This window comes from Noviherbaspirillum sp. ST9 (assembly GCF_048799745.1).
GTDB lineage: Bacteria > Pseudomonadota > Gammaproteobacteria > Burkholderiales > Burkholderiaceae_D > Noviherbaspirillum.
The window spans coordinates 447099-467926 of the sequence record NZ_JBLWFR010000004.1; the positions used below are offsets into that span (position 1 = coordinate 447099).

Annotated in this window: 27 protein-coding genes; 26 read left to right on the top strand and 1 reads right to left on the bottom strand. The window is 58.4% G+C overall.

Going from position 1 to position 20828, the window contains the following annotated elements:
- Window positions 1–148 precede the first annotated feature (148 nt).
- The gene (gene rpoC / locus ACNOHI_RS11225) at window positions 149–4387 is read left to right on the top strand and encodes a DNA-directed RNA polymerase subunit beta' (protein WP_420474760.1); all 4239 of its coding nucleotides are present in this window, start codon (window positions 149–151) and stop codon (window positions 4385–4387) included.
- Between the two features lie 69 nt (window positions 4388–4456).
- Here rpoC and ACNOHI_RS11230 read toward each other — a convergent pair whose 3' ends face one another.
- Window positions 4457–6238 (bottom strand): phosphoethanolamine transferase, encoded by a 1782-nt coding sequence (locus tag ACNOHI_RS11230; protein ID WP_420474761.1) that lies wholly within the window; start codon window positions 6236–6238, stop codon window positions 4457–4459.
- A 413-nt stretch (window positions 6239–6651) separates the two neighbouring features.
- On the opposite strand from ACNOHI_RS11230, the gene rpsL reads away from it, so the two are divergent.
- From rpsL to rplO, 25 genes are all read left to right on the top strand, one after another.
- Entirely contained in the window at window positions 6652–7041 is a 390-nt protein-coding gene (gene rpsL, locus ACNOHI_RS11235) for a 30S ribosomal protein S12 (RefSeq protein ID WP_088710582.1), read from the top strand.
- A gap of 153 nt (window positions 7042–7194) precedes the next feature.
- Window positions 7195–7665 carry a 30S ribosomal protein S7 gene (rpsG, locus tag ACNOHI_RS11240; protein ID WP_088710581.1) on the top strand — a complete coding sequence of 157 codons (471 nt, stop codon included), beginning with the start codon at window positions 7195–7197 and terminating at the stop codon, window positions 7663–7665.
- Between the two features lie 124 nt (window positions 7666–7789).
- On the top strand, window positions 7790–9892 hold the full coding sequence (gene fusA / locus ACNOHI_RS11245) for an elongation factor G (RefSeq protein ID WP_420474762.1): 2103 nt from the start codon (window positions 7790–7792) through the stop codon (window positions 9890–9892).
- Window positions 9893–9972: 80 nt separating this feature from the next.
- Window positions 9973–11163, top strand: coding sequence for an elongation factor Tu (gene tuf / locus ACNOHI_RS11250; protein ID WP_420474753.1), 1191 nt, complete (start codon window positions 9973–9975; stop codon window positions 11161–11163).
- Window positions 11164–11248: 85 nt separating this feature from the next.
- On the top strand, window positions 11249–11560 hold the full coding sequence (rpsJ, locus tag ACNOHI_RS11255) for a 30S ribosomal protein S10 (RefSeq protein WP_019139724.1): 312 nt from the start codon (window positions 11249–11251) through the stop codon (window positions 11558–11560).
- Between the two features lie 167 nt (window positions 11561–11727).
- On the top strand, window positions 11728–12384 hold the full coding sequence (rplC, locus tag ACNOHI_RS11260) for a 50S ribosomal protein L3 (protein WP_088710713.1): 657 nt from the start codon (window positions 11728–11730) through the stop codon (window positions 12382–12384).
- 3 nt (window positions 12385–12387) lie between these two features.
- Window positions 12388–13008, top strand: coding sequence for a 50S ribosomal protein L4 (rplD, locus tag ACNOHI_RS11265; RefSeq protein WP_420474763.1), 621 nt, complete (start codon window positions 12388–12390; stop codon window positions 13006–13008).
- A complete protein-coding gene (gene rplW / locus ACNOHI_RS11270) occupies window positions 13005–13322 on the top strand; it encodes a 50S ribosomal protein L23 (RefSeq protein WP_088710711.1) in 318 nt (105 codons plus the stop codon). Before rplD ends, rplW begins: the two co-directional genes overlap by 4 nt.
- Window positions 13322–14149 (top strand): 50S ribosomal protein L2, encoded by an 828-nt coding sequence (gene rplB, locus ACNOHI_RS11275; RefSeq protein WP_420474764.1) that lies wholly within the window; start codon window positions 13322–13324, stop codon window positions 14147–14149. Before rplW ends, rplB begins: the two co-directional genes overlap by 1 nt.
- 10 nt (window positions 14150–14159) lie before the next feature.
- Window positions 14160–14435: a 30S ribosomal protein S19 gene (gene rpsS / locus ACNOHI_RS11280; protein WP_088710709.1), complete on the top strand. Its 276-nt coding sequence runs from the start codon at window positions 14160–14162 to the stop codon at window positions 14433–14435.
- Window positions 14436–14441: 6 nt separating this feature from the next.
- A complete protein-coding gene (gene rplV / locus ACNOHI_RS11285) occupies window positions 14442–14774 on the top strand; it encodes a 50S ribosomal protein L22 (protein ID WP_324898701.1) in 333 nt (110 codons plus the stop codon).
- A 9-nt stretch (window positions 14775–14783) separates the two neighbouring features.
- Window positions 14784–15620, top strand: coding sequence for a 30S ribosomal protein S3 (gene rpsC, locus ACNOHI_RS11290; protein ID WP_324898699.1), 837 nt, complete (start codon window positions 14784–14786; stop codon window positions 15618–15620).
- Window positions 15621–15622: 2 nt separating this feature from the next.
- A complete protein-coding gene (gene rplP / locus ACNOHI_RS11295) occupies window positions 15623–16042 on the top strand; it encodes a 50S ribosomal protein L16 (protein ID WP_324898697.1) in 420 nt (139 codons plus the stop codon).
- Between the two features lie 12 nt (window positions 16043–16054).
- A complete protein-coding gene (rpmC, locus tag ACNOHI_RS11300) occupies window positions 16055–16246 on the top strand; it encodes a 50S ribosomal protein L29 (RefSeq protein ID WP_088710706.1) in 192 nt (63 codons plus the stop codon).
- Window positions 16246–16518: a 30S ribosomal protein S17 gene (gene rpsQ / locus ACNOHI_RS11305; protein ID WP_324898694.1), complete on the top strand. Its 273-nt coding sequence runs from the start codon at window positions 16246–16248 to the stop codon at window positions 16516–16518. The genes rpmC and rpsQ overlap by 1 nt, the downstream gene beginning before the upstream one ends.
- Window positions 16519–16762: 244 nt before the next feature.
- A complete protein-coding gene (gene rplN / locus ACNOHI_RS11310) occupies window positions 16763–17131 on the top strand; it encodes a 50S ribosomal protein L14 (protein WP_088710704.1) in 369 nt (122 codons plus the stop codon).
- 11 nt (window positions 17132–17142) lie between these two features.
- A complete protein-coding gene (gene rplX, locus ACNOHI_RS11315; protein WP_420474765.1) occupies window positions 17143–17457 on the top strand; it encodes a 50S ribosomal protein L24 in 315 nt (104 codons plus the stop codon).
- 6 nt (window positions 17458–17463) lie between these two features.
- Entirely contained in the window at window positions 17464–18003 is a 540-nt protein-coding gene (gene rplE, locus ACNOHI_RS11320; RefSeq protein WP_136417869.1) for a 50S ribosomal protein L5, read from the top strand.
- A gap of 7 nt (window positions 18004–18010) precedes the next feature.
- The gene (gene rpsN / locus ACNOHI_RS11325) at window positions 18011–18316 is read left to right on the top strand and encodes a 30S ribosomal protein S14 (protein ID WP_420474766.1); all 306 of its coding nucleotides are present in this window, start codon (window positions 18011–18013) and stop codon (window positions 18314–18316) included.
- A gap of 14 nt (window positions 18317–18330) precedes the next feature.
- Window positions 18331–18726 carry a 30S ribosomal protein S8 gene (gene rpsH, locus ACNOHI_RS11330; protein WP_420474767.1) on the top strand — a complete coding sequence of 132 codons (396 nt, stop codon included), beginning with the start codon at window positions 18331–18333 and terminating at the stop codon, window positions 18724–18726.
- A 10-nt stretch (window positions 18727–18736) separates the two neighbouring features.
- Window positions 18737–19270, top strand: coding sequence for a 50S ribosomal protein L6 (gene rplF / locus ACNOHI_RS11335; RefSeq protein ID WP_420474768.1), 534 nt, complete (start codon window positions 18737–18739; stop codon window positions 19268–19270).
- Window positions 19271–19282: 12 nt separating this feature from the next.
- Window positions 19283–19645, top strand: a complete 363-nt coding sequence (rplR, locus tag ACNOHI_RS11340) for a 50S ribosomal protein L18 (RefSeq protein WP_420474769.1) — start codon at window positions 19283–19285, stop codon at window positions 19643–19645.
- Window positions 19646–19657: 12 nt separating this feature from the next.
- Window positions 19658–20179: a 30S ribosomal protein S5 gene (gene rpsE / locus ACNOHI_RS11345; RefSeq protein WP_420474770.1), complete on the top strand. Its 522-nt coding sequence runs from the start codon at window positions 19658–19660 to the stop codon at window positions 20177–20179.
- A gap of 10 nt (window positions 20180–20189) precedes the next feature.
- On the top strand, window positions 20190–20369 hold the full coding sequence (gene rpmD, locus ACNOHI_RS11350) for a 50S ribosomal protein L30 (RefSeq protein ID WP_040039196.1): 180 nt from the start codon (window positions 20190–20192) through the stop codon (window positions 20367–20369).
- A gap of 27 nt (window positions 20370–20396) precedes the next feature.
- Window positions 20397–20828 (top strand): 50S ribosomal protein L15, encoded by a 432-nt coding sequence (gene rplO, locus ACNOHI_RS11355; protein ID WP_420474771.1) that lies wholly within the window; start codon window positions 20397–20399, stop codon window positions 20826–20828.

The following is a 20828-nucleotide window of genomic DNA, read 5'->3' on the forward strand; positions in this document are numbered from 1 at the left end:
CGTGGGGATGCGATGACCGCTCCCGGTATCGTCGGAACTCTCGCCTCAGGGCGAAGGGCTCTCCCGGCGATGCGAACAGGGTAATAGCGATTCACCAAGTTCACACCGCGCTGCCAAGCGTCATTCACGCCACACTGGAGTGAGAGAAATGAAAGCACTGCTCGATCTATTCAAGCAAGTACAGCAAAGCGAACAATTCGATGCGATCAAGATTGGCCTCGCATCGCCCGAGAAGATCCGTTCCTGGTCCTACGGCGAAGTCAAGAAGCCGGAAACCATCAACTACCGTACCTTCAAGCCGGAGCGTGACGGCCTGTTCTGCGCCAAGATCTTTGGCCCGATCAAGGACTACGAGTGCCTGTGCGGCAAGTACAAGCGCCTGAAGCACCGCGGCGTCATCTGCGAAAAGTGCGGCGTTGAAGTCACGCTGGCCAAGGTGCGCCGCGAGCGCATGGGCCACATCGAACTGGCCTCGCCGACCGCGCACATCTGGTTCCTGAAGTCGCTGCCGTCCCGCCTGGGCATGGTGCTCGACATGACGCTGCGCGACATCGAGCGCGTGCTGTACTTCGAAGCTTACGTCGTAACCGATCCCGGCATGACCCCCCTGAAGAAGTGCCAGATCATGTCGGAAGACGATTACGCCGCCAAGTACGAAGAGTACGGCGACGACTTCGTTGCATTCATGGGCGCCGAAGGTATCCGCGAACTGCTGCGTTCGATCGACATCGACCGCGACGTCGAGACCCTGCGCCAGGAACTGAAGGACTCCAAGTCTGAAGCCAAGATCAAGAAGTACGCCAAGCGCCTGAAGGTGCTCGAGGCATTCCAGCGTTCCGGCATCAAGCCGGACTGGATGATCATGGAAGTGCTGCCCGTGCTGCCGCCGGAACTGCGTCCGCTGGTGCCGCTGGATGGCGGCCGCTTCGCGACCTCCGACCTCAACGACCTGTATCGCCGCGTCATCAACCGTAACAACCGTCTGAAGCGCCTGATGGAACTGCGCGCTCCGGAAATCATTACGCGCAACGAAAAGCGCATGCTGCAGGAAGCCGTCGACTCTCTGCTCGACAACGGCCGCCGCGGCAAGGCCATGACCGGTGCCAACAAGCGTCCGCTGAAGTCGCTGGCTGAAATGATCAAGGGTAAGGGCGGCCGCTTCCGTCAGAACCTGCTGGGCAAGCGCGTCGACTACTCCGGCCGTTCGGTCATCGTGGTGGGTCCGCAGCTCAAGCTGCACCAGTGCGGCCTGCCGAAGCTGATGGCGCTCGAACTGTTCAAGCCCTTCATCTTCAACAAGCTGGAACTGATGGGCCTGGCAACGACCATCAAGGCCGCGAAGAAGCTGGTCGAAATGCAAGAACCGGTGGTGTGGGACATTCTGGAAGAAGTCATCCGCGAACATCCGGTCCTGCTCAACCGTGCACCGACGCTGCACCGTCTCGGCATCCAGGCGTTCGAGCCGGTCCTGATCGAAGGCAAGGCAATCCAGCTGCACCCGCTCGTTTGCGCGGCGTTCAACGCCGACTTCGACGGTGACCAGATGGCTGTCCACGTTCCGCTGTCGATCGAAGCACAGATGGAAGCCCGCACGCTGATGCTGGCCTCCAACAACATCCTGTTCCCGTCGAACGGCGAACCGTCGATCGTGCCGTCGCAGGATATCGTGCTGGGTCTGTACTACGCCACCCGTGAAAAGATCAACGGCAAGGGCGAAGGCATGATGTTCCCGGACGTGTCGGAAGTGATCCGCGCGTACGACAACAAGGAAGTCGAGCTGACCACCCGCATCACGGTCCGTATCACCGAGTATCCGAAGGATCCGGCGACCGGCGAATTCGTGAAGTCGATCAAGCGCTACGAGACGACAGTTGGCCGCGCCATCCTGTCGGAAATCCTGCCGAAGGGCCTGCCGTTCACCGTGCTGAACCGCGCCCTGAAGAAAAAGGAAATCTCGAAGCTCATTAACACGTCTTTCCGCAAGTGCGGTCTGCGCGCCACTGTGGTGTTTGCCGACCAGCTGATGCAGTCGGGCTTCCGTCTCGCAACCCGCGCCGGTATCTCGATCTGCGTGGACGACATGCTGGTGCCGCCGCAGAAGGTCACGATCATTGCGCAGGCCGAACACGAAGTGAAACAGATCGAACAGCAGTACGCGTCCGGTCTCGTCACCGCAGGCGAACGCTACAACAAGGTCGTGGACATCTGGGGCAAGGCCGGCGACGAAGTCGGCAAGGCGATGATGGAGCAGCTCAAGGTGGAAGACGTCGTCAAGCGCGACGGCACCAAGGGCACCCAGGAATCGTTCAACGCGATTTACATGATGGCCGACTCGGGCGCCCGCGGCTCCGCAGCGCAGATTCGCCAGCTCGCCGGTATGCGCGGCCTGATGGCGAAGCCGGACGGCTCCATTATCGAAACGCCGATTACCGCGAACTTCCGCGAAGGCCTGAACGTTCTGCAGTACTTCATCTCGACGCACGGTGCTCGTAAGGGTCTGGCCGATACCGCATTGAAGACCGCGAACTCCGGTTACCTGACGCGTCGTCTGGTCGACGTGACCCAGGATCTGGTCGTAATTGAAGACGATTGCGGCACCGCCAACGGCGCGTCGATGAAGGCGCTGGTCGAAGGTGGTGAAGTCATCGAAGCGCTGCGCGACCGTATCCTTGGCCGCGTCTCCGCAAATGATGTCGTCAATCCGGAAACCCAGGAAACCCTGTTTGAAGCCGGCACCCTGCTGGATGAAGACGCCGTCGAAGAAATCGAACGCCTCGGCATCGACGAAGTGAAGGTCCGCACGCCGCTGACCTGCGACACCCGCTATGGCCTCTGCGCCAAGTGCTACGGCCGTGATCTCGGCCGCGGCATGCTGGTCAACGCCGGCGAAGCAGTGGGTGTGGTCGCTGCGCAGTCGATCGGCGAACCGGGCACCCAGCTCACGATGCGTACCTTCCACATCGGTGGTGCGGCATCGCGTGCAGCAGTTGCCTCGTCCGTGGAAGCCAAGTCGAACGGTACGGTCCGATTCACCGCGACCATGCGCTACGTCACCAACGGCAAGGGCGAGCAGATCGTCATTTCCCGTTCCGGCGAAGTGCTGATCACCGACGACCACGGCCGTGAGCGCGAGCGTCACAAGGTGCCGTACGGCGCGACCCTGCTGGTCAAGGACGGCCTGACCATCAAGGCCGGCACCGCACTGGCAACCTGGGATCCGCTGACCCGTCCGATCATCACCGAGTACTCCGGTACGGTGAAGTTCGAGAACGTCGAAGAAGGCGTGACCGTTGCGAAGCAGATCGACGAAGTGACCGGTCTGTCCACCCTGGTGGTCATCGACGCCAAGCGTCGCGGTTCCTCCAGCAAGGTGGTTCGTCCGCAGGTGAAACTGCTGAACGAAAAGGGCGAGGAAGTGAAGATCGCCGGCACCGAACACGCCGTGACCATCGGCTTCCAGGTCGGCGCGCTGATCACCGTGAAGGATGGCCAGCTGGTGTCCGTGGGTGAAGTGCTTGCACGTATCCCGACCGAATCGCAGAAGACCCGTGACATTACCGGTGGTCTGCCGCGCGTCGCCGAACTGTTCGAAGCACGTTCGCCGAAGGATGCCGGCATGCTGGCGGAAGTCACCGGTACGGTGGCATTCGGTAAGGAGACCAAGGGCAAGCAGCGCCTGGAAATCACCGACATGGACGGCAACAAGCACGAGTTCCTGATTACCAAGGACAAGCAAGTGCTGGTGCACGACGGCCAGGTGGTGAACAAGGGTGAAATGATCGTGGACGGCCCGGCCGATCCGCAGGACATCCTGCGCCTCCTGGGTATCGAAGCGCTCGCTCGCTATATCGTCGACGAAGTGCAGGACGTGTACCGTCTGCAGGGCGTGAAGATCAACGACAAGCACATTGAAGTGATCGTCCGCCAGATGCTGCGCCGCGTGCAGGTTGTCGATGCAGGCGATACGTCCTATATCCCGGGTGAGCAGGTCGAGCGTTCGGAACTGCTGGACGAAAACGATCGCGTCATTGCCGAGAACAAGCGTCCGGCAACGTACGAGAACGTGCTGCTCGGTATTACCAAGGCATCGCTGTCGACGGATTCGTTCATCTCCGCTGCGTCGTTCCAGGAAACCACCCGCGTGCTTACCGAAGCCGCGATCATGGGCAAGAAGGACGGCCTGCGTGGTCTGAAGGAAAACGTCATCGTCGGCCGCCTGATCCCGGCTGGTACCGGTCTGGCTTACCACCGTGCCCGCAAGGAAAAGGAAACCTGGGAAGCCGAAGAGCGCACCGCGCTGCTGCAAGCCGAGGAACAGGCCCGTGCGGCCGAAGCCGAGGAAGCAACTGCCGGTGGCAACGGCACTCCGGAAGGCGAAGAAGGCTGATCGACCTTCAGTTGGTAAAACAAAACGGCACCAGGGGCGACCCTGGTGCCGTTTTTGTTTTTGGCGTCGTCACTTTTCTTGCGCCAGCGGTTTACCTTTGTCGATCACCTCGCGGCAATCGCCCTTGAATGTCGCATTGTCGTAGTCGGTCCAGCCGTAGCTGTCGACATAGCGCTTGTGCTGCTTGAATTCCTTGCTGACGAAACTGCGCTCCAGCTGCTCGCCTTCGTAGCGAATATCGGCCATGTCGACCAGGCTGTGGAACACGTTTTCCGTTGCCAGTTTTGCCCTCTTGTTTCGCAGCAGCTGATTTACCTTTGCAGGGTGCGTCGCGCGATACAGTTCGGAATACCAGACCAAGGCCGGCACATGAAATTCGAACTGCGTGTTGTGGCCGTGGAACGCATAACCGCAGCTCCCGTCGTATAGCGTCTGTCCGTGGTCGGACACGTACATCATCAAGCCGATCTGCGGGGAAGACTTCAGGGTCCGGATGACTTCCGACAGGAACCAGTCGGTGTAGAGAATCGAGTTGTCGTAACTGTTGTTCAGTTGTTCCTTGATCGCCCGATCGCTGTAAGCAGGGCTGGCGACGCCAAACAGCGACGGCTGCCACTTGTCATACTCCTTCGGATGACGGTGGCTGTAGTTCCAATGATTGCCGAGGGTATGGAGCACGATCAGCTTCTTCGGTGACGGATCCTGCATCGCCGCCTGCAAGGGAGGCAAAAGGACATTATCGAAGCTTGATTGCGCAGAAAAGCCGCCGAGGTTGAGGAATTGCGCGACATCGGCTTCCTTGGCAAACACCGATACTGGCGTGTCGAACTGGCCGAACGTCATCTGGTTCGACAGCCACCATGTTTTGAATCCAGCCTCCTTGAACGCGGTAAGAAATGACTTCTCCGCAAATCCTGCCTGGAGGCTCAACCGCGCCGGCTTCCGTGAGACGAGTACCGGAACAGACAATCGCGTCGCGGAGACAGCCGTCACGACATTGGACAGGCTGACGAGGTTCGCTTCCTTCTGCAACAATGGATTGGTCTCCCGCTTGTAACCGTTCAGGCTCCAGCGGTCAAAACGCGCGGACTCCCCAACGACCATGACCACAACTTGAGGCGCGTTCACGGAAGCCGACTGCGTGGCACCGAAGGAAAAGGAATCGCTGCGACGTGACAGATCGGCGAGGTAGCGCCGCTCCTGCCAGAACTCAGCCCCGCGTGCTGCGAGGCCGAACGGCCATGACTTGCCAAATGCCTTTCCATCGAATGGCACTTCCAGCCAGGCGGGAAGTTTCGGGAGTGCGGAAGCGTGCGAGGACGCCGCCGCCTTTTTGCCAACGTCAGATTCACGCGCCACACCGAAATAGTCGCCATACATCCACACGGCAAGCGCCCCCGAAAGGAGGGCGATTGTTATCCACCGCGAGTTGTCCGTCCAATTCAACACTTCGGTGCGGCATGCCGACTTCCAGCTCCCTATCCACCAAACGATTACGGCGGCGAACGCAGCGAGAAGCAGCCACAACCGGTTTCCCAGGAATTCGAGCGACTCACGCGGACTGGTCTCCGCAATGATTCCAAGGTGATGTGTCGATATACCCTGGTTATACAGAGCCTGCAAATAGAGTTCTACCGGAAGAAGCAGGAATGCAGGAAGAAGAAGCCAGTGAAACCAGGCCGGACGTGAAAAAGCAGCCCACAATGCCAGCCATGCCACGAACTCGATCGCCACGATGCCACCGACCTCGTCCACGGCCCGGCCAAAGAGCAAGGGGACAAATGGCATCGCCGACAGCGCCAGATAGGAAAAAAGGACGAACAGAACAGGAGGACGCAGCAGCGAACGCATGGCTTTCCGGAAACAAAAAGGTCAGCGAAGAGAATCGCCGGGCTTCAGTTTATGCGTGGAAATGACCTGTCGCTACAGAAATGTGCGAAACAACTGTATGTAATTACTTGCTTACACGACGTTACTGTTTTTCAACAGAGGTTAGGAAAGGCCTTCGGCACCCAGGATTGTCGCCCATCGCATTGATTGACGACGCACAGCAACAGGGATATACTCGCGAGTTCTCGATTTTAGGCTTTCCATGGTCTAAGCGTTCTTTGGTCTGAATTTCCCGCCTTTTGTAACGCTTATCCCTCGCCCGAATCGAGGCGCTGGATCAAGTGTCCAACGCACAGTTTTCCCTCCTGGTTCCGGACAATCGATTCCGGGACTGTATTTTTATTAACGCAGTTATTTTGTTGGATTAAAGACCGATGCCAACCATCAATCAACTGATTCGCCAGCCGCGTGTTTCCGCACACGCCAAGAGCAAATCGCCGGCGCTGGAAAACAGCCCGCAAAAGCGCGGTGTTTGCACCCGCGTGTACACCACGACCCCGAAGAAGCCGAACTCGGCGCTTCGTAAGGTTGCCAAGGTGCGCCTGACCAACGGTTTCGAAGTCATTTCGTACATCGGCGGTGAAGGCCACAACCTGCAAGAGCACAGCGTCGTGCTGATCCGCGGTGGCCGTGTGAAGGACTTGCCGGGTGTGCGTTACCACATGGTTCGCGGTGCGCTGGATACCCAGGGCGTCAAGGATCGTAAGCAGGCGCGTTCGAAGTACGGCGCGAAGCGTGCAAAGGCTGGCGCAGCCAAGAAGTAATCAGGTTTTCCGCAGGTGCTTCACCGCGCGGATTGTGAGTCGGCCCAGGACAAAAGTTAGGGGTCGAGTAAGTGGAGGGTCATGATGGCCATCCGCGAGCGAGCGGCAAATCACTCTGTGCCGACGCTCAACTGAAGAGTGAAAGGAATCGAAATGCCACGTCGTCGTGAAGTCCCCAAGCGGGAAATTCTGCCGGATCCGAAGTTCGGCAATGTTGAAGTAGCGAAGTTCGTCAACGTCCTGATGCTGTCCGGTAAAAAATCGGTCGCCGAAAACATCATCTACGGTGCGTTTGACCACATCAAGACCAAGTCCGGCAAGGATCCGCTGGAAGTCTTCACCGCTGCAATCAACAACTGCAAGCCGATGGTCGAAGTCAAGTCCCGCCGCGTCGGCGGTGCCAACTATCAGGTGCCGGTCGAAGTGCGTCCGGTGCGTCGTATGGCACTGTCCATGCGCTGGCTCCGCGAAGCTGCCAACAAGCGCAGCGAAAAGTCCATGCCGCAGCGTCTGGGCGGTGAGCTGATGGAAGCTGCGGAAGGCCGCGGCGGTGCGATGAAGAAGCGTGATGAAGTGCACCGCATGGCAGAAGCCAACAAGGCGTTCTCCCACTTCCGTTTCTAATAGTAGTTTGAATAGTCGCCTTCGCATCGTTGAAGGCACTGCAATGTAAAACGGTCAAAACCGGGTGCATCTTTGATAAAAAGCGGCGCCCGGTTTTCGACCATTAAAAGACTTAGGATTGAATATGGCTCGCAAGACCCCCATCGAGCGCTACCGTAATATCGGTATTTCCGCTCACATTGATGCCGGTAAGACCACCACTACCGAGCGTATCCTGTACTACACCGGTGTTAACCACAAGATCGGCGAAGTGCACGACGGCGCTGCGACCATGGACTGGATGGAGCAGGAGCAAGAGCGCGGCATTACCATCACCTCCGCGGCGACGACCTGCTTCTGGAAGGGCATGGCCAACAACTTCCCCGAGCACCGCATCAACATCATCGACACCCCGGGCCACGTGGACTTCACCATCGAGGTGGAGCGCTCCATGCGCGTCCTGGACGGCGCTTGCATGGTGTACTGCGCAGTGGGTGGCGTGCAGCCGCAATCCGAAACCGTATGGCGTCAGGCCAACAAGTACGGCGTGCCGCGTCTGGCATTCGTCAACAAGATGGACCGTACCGGCGCAAACTTCTTCAAGGTCTATGACCAGATGCGCACTCGCCTGAAGGCAAACCCGGTACCCATCCAGGTGCCGATCGGCGCGGAAGAAAACTTCGAAGGCGTGATCGACCTCGTCAAGATGAAGGCCATCTACTGGGACGACGCTTCCCAGGGCATGAAGTTCGACTACCGCGACATTCCGGACAACCTGAAGGATGCCGCGAACGAATGGCGCGAAAAGATGGTTGAGGCCGCTGCCGAAGCTACCGAGGAACTGATGAACAAGTACCTCGAAGAAGGCGACCTGACCGAAGCCGAAATCAAGAAGGCAATCCGTTCCCGTACCATCGCCGGCGAAATCGTCCCGATGATGTGCGGTACCGCGTTCAAGAACAAGGGCGTGCAGGCCATGCTCGACGCCGTGATCGAATACCTGCCGGCACCGACGGACATCCCGCCGGTCAAGGGCACGGACGAAAACGACGAGCCGGCTGAGCGCAAGGCCGACGACGGCGAAAAGTTCTCCGCACTGGCATTCAAGATCATGACCGACCCGTTCGTCGGTCAGCTGATCTTCTTCCGTGTGTACTCCGGCGTTGTGAATTCGGGCGACACCGTCTTCAACCCCGTCAAGGGCAAGAAGGAGCGTATCGGCCGTCTGCTGCAGATGCACGCCAACCAGCGCGAAGAAATCAAGGAAGTCCGCGCAGGCGACATCGCCGCTGCAGTGGGCCTGAAGGAAGCGACCACCGGTGAAACCCTGTGCGATCCGGAAGCGATCATCACCCTGGAGCGCATGGTGTTCCCGGAGCCGGTGATTTCGCAGGCTGTCGAGCCGAAGACCAAGGCTGACCAGGAAAAGATGGGCATCGCGCTCAATCGCCTGTCGCAGGAAGATCCGTCGTTCCGCGTCAAGACCGACGAAGAATCCGGCCAGACCATTATTTCCGGTATGGGCGAACTGCACCTGGAAATTCTCGTCGACCGCATGAAGCGTGAGTTCAACGTTGAAGCAACCGTCGGCAAGCCGCAGGTTGCCTACCGCGAAACCATCCGCAAGACTTGCGAAGAAATCGAAGGCAAGTTCGTCAAGCAGTCCGGCGGCCGCGGTCAGTACGGTCACGTCGTTCTGAAGATTGAGCCGCAAGAGCCGGGCAAGGGTTTCGAGTTCGTCGACGCCATCAAGGGCGGTGTCGTTCCTCGCGAATACATCCCGGCAGTTGAGAAGGGCATTATCGACACCCTGCCGACGGGCGTGATGGCCGGCTATCCGGTCGTTGACGTCAAGGTTACGCTGATCTTCGGTTCCTACCACGACGTGGACTCGAACGAAAACGCGTTCCGTATGGCCGGTTCGATGGCATTCAAGGACGGCTGCCGCAAGGCCAACCCGGTTCTGCTCGAGCCGATGATGGCCGTTGAAGTCGAGACGCCGGAAGAGAAGATGGGTGACGTGATGGGCGACCTGTCCTCCCGTCGCGGCATGATCCAGGGCATGGACGACATCCCGGGTGGCGGCAAGATCATTCGCGCCGAAGTCCCGCTGTCGGAAATGTTCGGCTATTCCACCACGCTGCGTTCGCTGACCCAGGGTCGTGCAACGTACACGATGGAATTCAAGCACTACTCCGAAGCGCCGAAGAACGTTGCTGACGCTGTCATCAACGCCAAGGCCAAGTAATAAAGCAGTGCGGTCTCCGGCAAGCGCCGGAGACCGAATCGAAAAACTCAATAAATCGTTCTTTTTGAAGGATATCTAAAATGGCAAAAGGCAAGTTTGAGCGGACCAAACCGCACGTGAATGTAGGCACGATCGGTCACGTTGACCATGGCAAGACCACGCTGACCGCGGCAATCGCGACGGTGCTGTCGGCCAAGTTCGGCGGCGAAGCGAAGAAGTACGATGAAATCGATGCGGCGCCGGAAGAAAAGGCACGCGGCATTACCATCAACACCGCGCACGTCGAATACGAGACCGCCAACCGCCACTACGCCCACGTTGACTGCCCCGGCCACGCCGACTACGTCAAGAACATGATTACCGGTGCCGCGCAGATGGACGGCGCGATCCTGGTGTGCTCCGCCGCTGACGGCCCGATGCCGCAGACCCGCGAGCACATCCTGCTGGCCCGTCAGGTCGGTGTGCCGTACATCATCGTGTTCCTGAACAAGTGCGACATGGTCGACGACGCCGAGTTGCTCGAGCTGGTCGAAATGGAAGTGCGCGAACTCCTGTCCAAGTACGAATTCCCCGGCGACGATCTGCCGATCGTTCGCGGTTCGGCCAAGCTGGCGCTGGAAGGCGACAAGGGCGACCTGGGTGAAGGCGCGATCATGAAGCTGGCCGAAGCGCTGGACACCTACATCCCGACCCCGGAGCGTGCCATCGACGGTACCTTCCTGATGCCGGTGGAAGACGTGTTCTCGATCTCCGGCCGTGGCACCGTCGTGACCGGTCGCGTCGAGCGCGGCATCATCAAGGTCGGCGAAGAAATCGAAATCGTCGGTATCCGCGACACCCAGAAGACCACCTGCACCGGCGTGGAAATGTTCCGCAAGCTGCTGGACCAGGGTCAAGCTGGCGACAACGTCGGCGTTCTGCTGCGCGGTACCAAGCGTGAAGACGTCGAGCGCGGCCAGGTTCTGGCCAAGCCGGGTTCGATCAAGCCGCACAGCCACTTCACCGGCGAGATCTACGTTCTGTCGAAGGATGAAGGCGGTCGTCACACCCCGTTCTTCAACAACTACCGTCCGCAGTTCTACTTCCGCACCACGGACGTGACTGGCGCGATCGAACTGCCGGCAGGTAAAGAGATGGTCATGCCGGGCGACAACGTGTCGATCACCGTGAAGCTGATCAACCCGATCGCGATGGAAGAAGGCCTGCGCTTCGCAATCCGCGAAGGCGGCCGTACCGTCGGCGCCGGCGTCGTTGCCAAGATCATCGAGTAATTTGGTTGCAGGATTAACCGCTCTTTGACTAAACATCGCCGCGGGTGAGTACTCGCCCGCGGCTCGCTCTTTTAAGGACAAAACCATGCAAAACCAGAAAATCCGCATCCGCCTGAAGGCATTCGACTATCGCCTGATCGACCAGTCCGCACTGGAAATCGTCGACACCGCCAAGCGTACTGGCGCAGTGGTCAAGGGCCCGGTTCCGCTGCCGACCCGCATCCAGCGTTTCGACATCCTGCGTTCGCCGCACGTCAACAAGACCTCGCGCGACCAGTTCGAAATCCGCACCCACCAGCGCCTGATGGACATCGTCGACCCGACCGACAAGACGGTTGACGCCCTGATGAAGCTGGACCTGCCGGCTGGCGTGGACGTCGAAATCAAACTGCAGTAATCGTTGCAAACCCGCACATACCACAATTCTCGAAAGTCGTGGCTTGTGGAGTAAAAAAATGCGGGTTATAATAATCGGCTTCGGTATTGGCGCGGCAATCCGTGCCAATACGTTTTTGTAGTACAAACATCAGCCCCGCCCAATCGCAGGCGGGAATGGAGAAAACAATGAGCCTAGGCCTTGTTGGTCGCAAGGTTGGTATGATGCGCATCTTCACGGATGACGGGGATACGATTCCTGTTACCGTGCTGGACGTGTCGAACAACCGCGTGACGCAAATCAAAACCGACGAAACAGACGGCTACACTTCTGTTCAGGTCACCTTCGGTCAGCGCCGTGCTTCCCGCGTCAATAAAGCGGCAGCCGGTCACCTTGCAAAAGCAGGTGTTGAAGCGGGTACCGTCCTCAAAGAATTCCGTATCGATGCAGCCAAGGCTGCCGAGCTGAAGGCCGGCGACACCATCGCCGTCACGATGTTCGAAGCTGGCCAGAAGGTCGACGTGCAAGGCGTGTCGATCGGTAAGGGCTATGCCGGTACGATCAAGCGCTACAACTTCGGTTCCGGTCGCGCAACCCACGGTAACTCCCGTTCGCACAACGTTCCGGGTTCGATTGGTATGGCGCAGGATCCGGGTCGTGTTTTCCCGGGTAAGCGCATGACCGGTCACATGGGTGACGTCACCACCACCGTGCAAAACCTCGAAATCGCTCGCGTTGACGCTGAGCGCCAGCTGCTGCTGGTCAAGGGTGCGGTGCCGGGTGCGAAGAACGGTGAAGTCATCGTTCGTCCCGCTGTCAAAGTCAAAGCAAAGAAGGGAGCCTAATCGATGGAACTCAAGCTCCTGAATGACCAGGGTCAAGCTGCTTCCAATGTCGCTGCGCCGGATACCATTTTCGGTCGTGACTACAATGAAGCGCTGATTCACCAGGTCGTGGTTGCCTACCAGGCAAACGCTCGCAGCGGCAACCGCAAGCAAAAAGACCGTGAAGAAGTCAGTCACACGACCAAGAAGCCGTGGCGTCAAAAGGGTACGGGCCGCGCTCGTGCCGGTATGTCGTCCTCGCCGCTGTGGCGTGGTGGTGGTCGTATCTTCCCGAATAGCCCCGACGAGAACTTCTCGCACAAAGTCAACAAGAAGATGTATCGCGCAGGTGTCTGCTCGATCCTCTCGCAGTTGGCTCGCGAAGATCGTCTCTCGGTGATCGAGAACCTGTCGGTTGATGCGCCGAAGACCAAGCTGCTCGCGCAAAAGCTGAAGGGCATGGGTCTCGAGTCTGTGCTGGTGATTACTGACAATCTCGATGAAAACCTCCTGCTCGCGTCGCGCAACCTGCCGAACGTGCTGGTCGTCGAGCCGCGTCATGCCGATCCCGTTTCGCTGGTGTTCTACAAGAAGGTCCTGATCACCAAGCCGGCGTTGGCCAAGATTGAGGAGATGCTGGCATGAACGCAGTCGTTAAGCACAGCGAAGAGCGCCTGATGAAAGTGTTGCTGGCTCCGGTAATTTCGGAGAAGGCCACCTTCGTCGCAGAACGTAATGAACAAGTTGTTTTCCGCGTCGCGCCGGACGCAACCAAGCCGGAAATTAAGGCGGCTGTCGAGTTGCTGTTCAAGGTGCAAGTGGATTCGGTGCAAGTCGTCAACCGCCAGGGCAAGCAAAAGCGCTCCGGTCGTTTCACTGGCCGCCGCAACCATACGCGTCAGGCATACGTTTGCCTGAAGCCGGGCCAGGAAATCAACTTCACCGAGGAGGCTAAATAATGGCACTCGTGAAAATGAAACCGACGTCGGCCGGTCGCCGTGGCATGGTCAAGGTCGTCAATCCCGACCTGTACAAAGGCCGCCCGTTTGACGCCCTCGTCGAGAAGAAGTCGAAGACCGCTGGTCGTAACAACAACGGTCGCATCACCACCCGTCATATCGGCGGTGGCCACAAGCAGCACTACCGCGTTGTCGACTTCCGTCGCAACAAGGACGGCATCCCGGCGAAGGTCGAGCGTATTGAATACGATCCGAACCGTACCGCGCACATCGCTCTGCTGTGCTATGCAGACGGCGAGCGCAAGTACATCATCGCCCCGAAGGGCGTTGCTGTCGGCGATCAGCTGATGAACGGCTCCGAAGCACCGATCAAGGCCGGTAACTGCCTCCCGATCCGTAACATCCCGGTCGGTACCACGATGCACTGCGTCGAAATGCTGCCTGGCAAGGGCGCGCAAATGGCGCGTACCGCAGGTGCAGGTGTTGTCCTCATGGCCCGCGAAGGCACTTACGCCCAGGTTCGCCTGCGTTCCGGCGAAGTCCGCCGCGTGCACATCGAGTGCCGTGCAACGGTTGGTGAAGTCGGCAACGGCGAGCACAACCTGCGCAAGATCGGTAAGGCCGGTGCAACGCGTTGGCGCGGTATCCGCCCGACCGTTCGTGGTGTGGTCATGAACCCGATCGATCACCCGCACGGTGGTGGTGAAGGTCGTACCTCCGCAGGCCGCCATCCGGTGTCGCCGTGGGGCCAGCAGACCAAGGGCAAGAAGACGCGTCGCAACAAGCGCACGACTTCGATGATCGTCTCGCGCCGTGGCAAGAAATAAGGGGTAACACATGACACGTTCATTGAAAAAAGGGCCGTTCTGTGACGCCCACCTGATCAAGAAGGTCGAAGCTGCGCAGGCGTCGAAAGACAAGAAGCCGATCAAGACTTGGTCCCGTCGTTCGACGATCATGCCGGACTTCATCGGACTGACGATCGCGGTGCATAACGGCAAGCAGCACGTGCCGGTCTATGTGTCTGAAAACATGGTTGGTCACAAGCTCGGCGAATTCGCGCTGACCCGTACGTTCAAGGGTCACGCAGCCGACAAGAAGGCCAAGAAATAAGGTGCGATGATGGAAACTAAAGCTATTCTCCGTGGCGCACGCCTGTCGGAACAGAAGGGCCGCCTTGTTGCAGACATGATTCGTGGCAAGAAGGTCGACCAGGCTCTGAACATCCTGGCCTTCAGCCCGAAAAAGGGTGCTGCGATCATCAAGGGTGTGCTCGAGTCCGCAATCGCGAACGCCGAGCACAATGATGGTGCTGACATCGACGAACTGCGCGTCAAGACGATCTACGTCGAGCGTGGCGCTTTCCTGAAGCGCTTTATCGCACGTGCAAAGGGTCGTGGCGATCGCATCTCGAAGCAAACCTGTCACATCTACGTGACTGTCGGTAACTAAGGAGTCACGATGGGACAGAAAATTCATCCGACCGGTTTCCGTCTTTCGGTTACGCGTAACTGGGGTTCCCGTTGGTATGCTGGCAATGGCAACTTTGCCTCCATGCTGAACGAAGACCTGACCGTTCGCACCTATCTGAAGAAGAAACTGAAGAACGCTTCGGTTGGCCGCATCGTTATCGAGCGCCCGGCGAAGAACGCACGCATCACCATTTTCAGCTCCCGTCCGGGCGTTGTGATTGGCAAGAAGGGCGAGGACATCGAAGTCCTGAAGTCCGACCTGACCAAGCTGATGGGTGTGCCGGTTCACGTCAATATCGAAGAAATCCGCAAGCCGGAAGTCGACGCTCAGCTGATCGCTGACTCGATCGCCCAGCAGCTCGAAAAGCGCATCATGTTCCGCCGCGCGATGAAGCGCGCCATGCAGAACGCAATGCGTCTCGGCGCCCAGGGCATCAAGATCATGTCGTCTGGCCGTCTGAACGGTATCGAAATCGCTCGTAAAGAGTGGTATCGCGAAGGCCGTGTGCCCCTGCACACCCTGCGCGCTGACATCGACTACGGTTTCGGCGAAGCGGAAACGACCTACGGCATCATCGGTATCAAGGTCTGGGTCTACAAGGGCGATCGTCTGGCAAGCGGCGAAGCACCGACCATCGAGGCACCGGTCGAAGACGACAAGAAGCGTCGCGGTCCGCGTCGTGACGATGGCAAGCCGGGTGGCCGCCCGCGCGCCAAGAAGGCAGAGGGTTCCGAAGGGACTTCCGCCACTACTCCGGCTGCGAAGCGTGTTCGTGCCCCGAAGAAGGCTGACGGCGCTGCACCGGCTGAGAAAGCAGGAGAATAACCATGCTGCAACCAGCACGCAGAAAGTATCGTAAAGAGCAAAAAGGCCGCAACAAGGGCATTTCGCACGAGCGCGGCACTGCCGTCTCGTTCGGCGAATTCGGCCTGAAGGCGGTCGGTCGCGGTCGTATCACGGCCCGCCAGATTGAAGCGGCACGTCGTGCAATGACGCGTCACATCAAGCGCGGCGGTCGTATCTGGATCCGCGTTTTCCCGGACAAGCCGATCTCCCAGAAGCCCGCCGAAGTCCGTATGGGTAACGGTAAGGGTAACCCGGAGTACTACGTGGCCGAAATCCATCCAGGCAAGGTGTTGTACGAGATGGATGGTGTTGACGAATCGTTGGCTCGCGAGGCATTCCGCCTGGCAGCTGCCAAGCTTCCGCTGGCAACGACCTTCGTTCTGCGCCAAGTCGGCCAATAATAGGAGTGAAACATGAAAGCATCTGAACTCCGCGGCAAGGATCAGGCAGCTCTGCAAAAAGAGCTGAACGAGTTGCTCAAGGCGCAATTCAGCCTGCGTATGCAAGTCGCAACGCAGCAACTGAACAACACCGCGCAACTCAAGAAGGTGCGCCGCGACATCGCGCGCGTGAAGACGGTCATGAATCAGAAGGACGCCAAATAATGAACGATCAAGTGAAACAGTCGCTCAAGCGCACCCTGATTGGCAAGGTCGTGTCCGACAAGATGGACAAGACCGTGACCGTGCTCGTTGAGCGCCGCGTCAAGCACCCGCTGTACGGCAAGATCGTCGTGAAGTCGAACAAGTACCACGCTCACGACGAAACCAACCAGGTGAAAGAAGGCGATACCGTGGAAATCACGGAAGGTCGCCCGATTTCCAAGACGAAGGCATGGTCGGTGACCCGCGTGGTCCAGACTGCGCAGATCGTTTAAATAGTAGTTGCGGGCCCGGCATTTTGGTGTCATAATGCCGGGCTTGGTTCTCGTTAAGTGTTATCGAGGCCATGTTGCAGTGCCCTGCAGTTCGAAAGATTCGCGCAGTTGGTAATTGCGCAGAAGTAGTTTTTGTAACCGTCCACCTAATCGGCGCGGCTTAGCAAAGTCGGCTGACAGGACCAAGACTGACCGCGGCGCCGCGTTGGGCGGAAGAGCGGATTAAGTTGGGAAAGAAAATACTATGATTCAAACTGAAAGCCGGCTCGAAGTAGCCGACAACACGGGTGCGCGTGAAGTCCTGTGCATTAAGGTGCTGGGCGGTTCCAAGCGCCGTTACGCTAGCATCGGCGATGTCATCAAGGTGACGGTAAAGGATGCAGCTCCGCGTGGTCGCGTCAAGAAGGGCGAGATTTACAATGCTGTCGTCGTTCGCACCGCCAAGGGCGTGCGTCGCCAGGATGGCTCGCTGGTCAAGTTCGATGGCAACGCTGCAGTGTTGCTGAATAATAAGCTTGAGCCGATCGGCACCCGCATTTTCGGGCCGGTGACGCGCGAGCTGCGTACCGAGCGCTTCATGAAGATCGTGTCGCTCGCGCCTGAAGTTCTGTAAGGAGTCCTGTCGTGGATAAGATTCGCAAGAATGACGAAGTCATCGTCCTGACCGGTAAGGATAAGGGCAAGCGTGGCCTGGTCAAGCAGCGCGTCAGCGCTGATTATGTGGTTGTCGAGGGTGTGAATGTTGCCAAGAAGGCCGTTCGCCCGAATCCGATGACCGGTGCTACTGGCGGCATCGTTGACAAGCTGATGCCAATTCACGTCTCCAACGTTGCATTGTTCAATGCGGCGACTGGCAAGGCAGATAGCGTGGGCTTCAAGATCGTGGACGGCAAGAAGGTCCGCGTCTACAAGTCCAGCGGCGAAGTCGTTAAGGTGTAAGACATCATGGCCCGTCTCCAACAATTCTATAAAGATAAAGTCGTCGCCGACCTGACCGGTAAGTTCGGTTATAAGTCTGTGATGGAAGTCCCGCGCCTGACCAAGATTACCCTGAACATGGGTCTGTCGGAAGCGGTTGCGGACAAGAAGATCATCGAGCACGCTGTCGGCGACCTGACGAAGATCGCTGGCCAGAAGCCGGTTGTGACCAAGGCGCGCAAGGCAATCGCAGGTTTCAAGATTCGCGAAGGCTATCCGATTGGCTGCATGGTGACCCTGCGTGGCGCTCGTATGTACGAATTCCTGGATCGCCTGATCACTGTCGCGCTTCCGCGTGTACGTGACTTCCGTGGCGTTTCCGGTCGTGCTTTCGACGGTCGTGGTAACTACAACATCGGTGTGAAAGAGCAGATCATTTTCCCCGAAATTGAGTACGACAAGATCGACGCGCTGCGTGGCATGAACATCAGCATCACCACGACTGCGAAGACCGACGACGAAGCGAAAGCGCTCCTCGCCGCATTTAAATTCCCGTTCAGAAACTGAGGCTGCCATGGCAAAACTGGCACTGATTAACCGTGAACAAAAGCGCGCTGCCCTGGTAAAGAAGTACGCAGGCAAGCGTGCCGAGTTGAAGGCAATCATCGACGATCAATCGAAATCGGAAGAAGAGCGCTATGAAGCGCGCCTGAAGCTGCAGGCGCTGCCGCGCAACGCGAATCCGACCCGTCAGCGCAACCGTTGCGCCCTGACCGGTCGTCCCCGCGGTACTTTCCGCAAGTTCGGTTTGGCCCGTATCAAGATCCGTGAAATCGCCATGCGCGGCGAGATTCCGGGTGTAACCAAAGCTAGCTGGTAATAGGAGAACAAGCAATGAGTATGAGCGATCCTATCGCCGATATGCTGACCCGTATCCGCAACGCCCAAGTTGTGCAGAAGACCACGGTCGCAATGCCGTCGTCCAAAGTCAAGGTGGCGATTGCCAACGTCCTCAAGGACGAGGGTTACATTGAAGATTACGCAGTTTCCGAAGCTGACGGCAAGTCCGAGCTGAAGATCGGCCTGAAGTACTATGCTGGTCGTCCGGTTATCGAGCGTCTCGAGCGCGTATCCCGTCCTGGCCTGCGTATCTACAAGGGTAAGGATGATATTCCCCAAGTGATGAACGGCCTTGGCGTGGCGATTGTTTCCACGCCGAAGGGTGTGATGACAGACCGCAAAGCGCGCGCGACCGGTGTCGGTGGCGAAGTCATTTGCTACGTGGCCTAAGGAGTGCAAGATGTCTCGTGTAGGTAAAATGCCGATTGCACTGCCGACGGGCGCGGAAGCGACCATCGCTGCAGAGCGAATCACTGTGAAGGGCCCTCTGGGCACGCTGAGCCAGTCCCTGAGCGGCCTGGTCAAGATTGAGAACGACAACGGCACGCTGAAGTTTTCGCCGGCAAATGATAGCCGCGAAGCCAACGCAATGTCGGGCACCTTGCGTGCACTCGTGAACAATATGGTTAACGGCGTGACCAAGGGTTTTGAGCGCAAGCTGTCGCTGGTCGGCGTGGGCTATCGTGCCCAGGCTCAAGGCGACAAGCTGAATCTGTCGCTCGGTTTCTCTCACCCGGTCGTGCACCAGATGCCCGCTGGCGTGAAAGTTGAGACCCCGACGCAGACCGAAATCGTGATCAAGGGTGTCGACAAGCAGAAGGTCGGTCAGACCGCTGCCGAGATCCGCGCCTACCGCAGCCCGGAGCCGTACAAGGGCAAGGGCGTCCGCTATGTGGACGAAGTGGTAGTGATCAAAGAAACCAAGAAGAAGTAATAGGGGTTGACGATGGACAAGAAACAATCACGTCTGCGCCGCGCACGCCAAACTCGCGCGAAAATCGCGGAGTTGAAGGTAAATCGCCTGGCCGTGCATCGCACCAACCTGCACATTTACGCAAACATCATTGGTCCGGACGCCACGATTCTGGCATCTGCCTCCACGCTGGAAGCGGAAGTGCGTCAGGAATTGGCTGGCAAGTCGGGCAAGGGCGGCAACGCCGCAGCGGCTGCCCTGGTTGGCAAGCGCGTCGCAGAGAAGGCTCTGAAGGCTGGTATCTCCGAAGTTGCGTTCGATCGTTCCGGTTTCCGCTATCACGGCCGCGTCAAGGCTGTAGCGGAAGCGGCACGTGAAGCCGGTCTGAAGTTCTAAGGAAGAATCGTCATGGCAAAAATGCAAGCAAAGACGCAGCAAGGCGAAGAGCGCGACGACGGCATGCGGGAAAAGATGATTGCGGTCAACCGCGTGACCAAAGTGGTCAAGGGTGGTCGTATCATGGGTTTCGCAGCGCTGACCGTGGTCGGTGATGGCGATGGCCGCATCGGCATGGGCAAGGGCAAGTCGAAGGAGGTACCCGTCGCCGTGCAGAAGGCAATGGAAGAAGCCCGCCGCAAGATGATCAAGGTGACGCTCAAGAACGGGACTCTGCAGCACACCGTGACGGGCAAGCACGGCGCGTCTACCGTAATGATTTCGCCGGCAAAGGATGGTACCGGTGTGATCGCCGGTGGTCCGATGCGCGCAATCTTCGAAGTGATGGGCGTGACCAACGTCGTGGCAAAGTCCTACGGCTCGACCAACCCGTACAACATGGTTCGCGCCACGTTGAACGGCCTGGCAAACATGAACACCCCGTCGGAAATCGCTGCCAAGCGCGGCAAGTCCGTTGAAGAAATTCTGGGTTAAGGTGATCCGAATGGCAAACACAATCAAAGTGAAACTGGTCAAAGGCTTGATCGGCACTCGCCAGGACCATCGCGCCACCGTTCGCGGTCTCGGTCTGCGTCGTGTGAATTCGGTTTCGGAACTGCAGGACACGCCGGCAGTGCGCGGCATGATCAACAAGGTTTCGTATCTCGTGAAAGTGGTGTCGTAAGCCAACGGCTTGCGAACGGAGCAAATCATGGAATTGAACAACATTCAACCGGCTGACGGCGCCAAGCACGCGAAGCGTCGCGTCGGTCGTGGTATCGGTTCGGGCCTTGGCAAGACTGCCGGCCGCGGCCACAAGGGTCAAAAATCGCGTTCGGGCGGTTTCCACAAGGTCGGTTTCGAAGGCGGTCAGATGCCTCTGCAGCGTCGTCTGCCGAAGCGCGGCTTCAAATCACTGGCAACCCCGTTCAAGGCAGAAGTTCGCCTGGGGGATCTGGAAAAGCTGCCTGTTGCAGAAATTGATATGCTGGCATTGAAGCAGGCAGGTCTGGTTTCTGAGCTGGCTCGCGTCGTGCGCGTGATCAAGGCCGGCGAGATCAGCAAGAAAGTCACGATCAAGGGTTTGATCGCGACCAAAGGTGCCAAAGCTGCTATTGAAGCTGCTGGTGGTACGGTTGCGTAA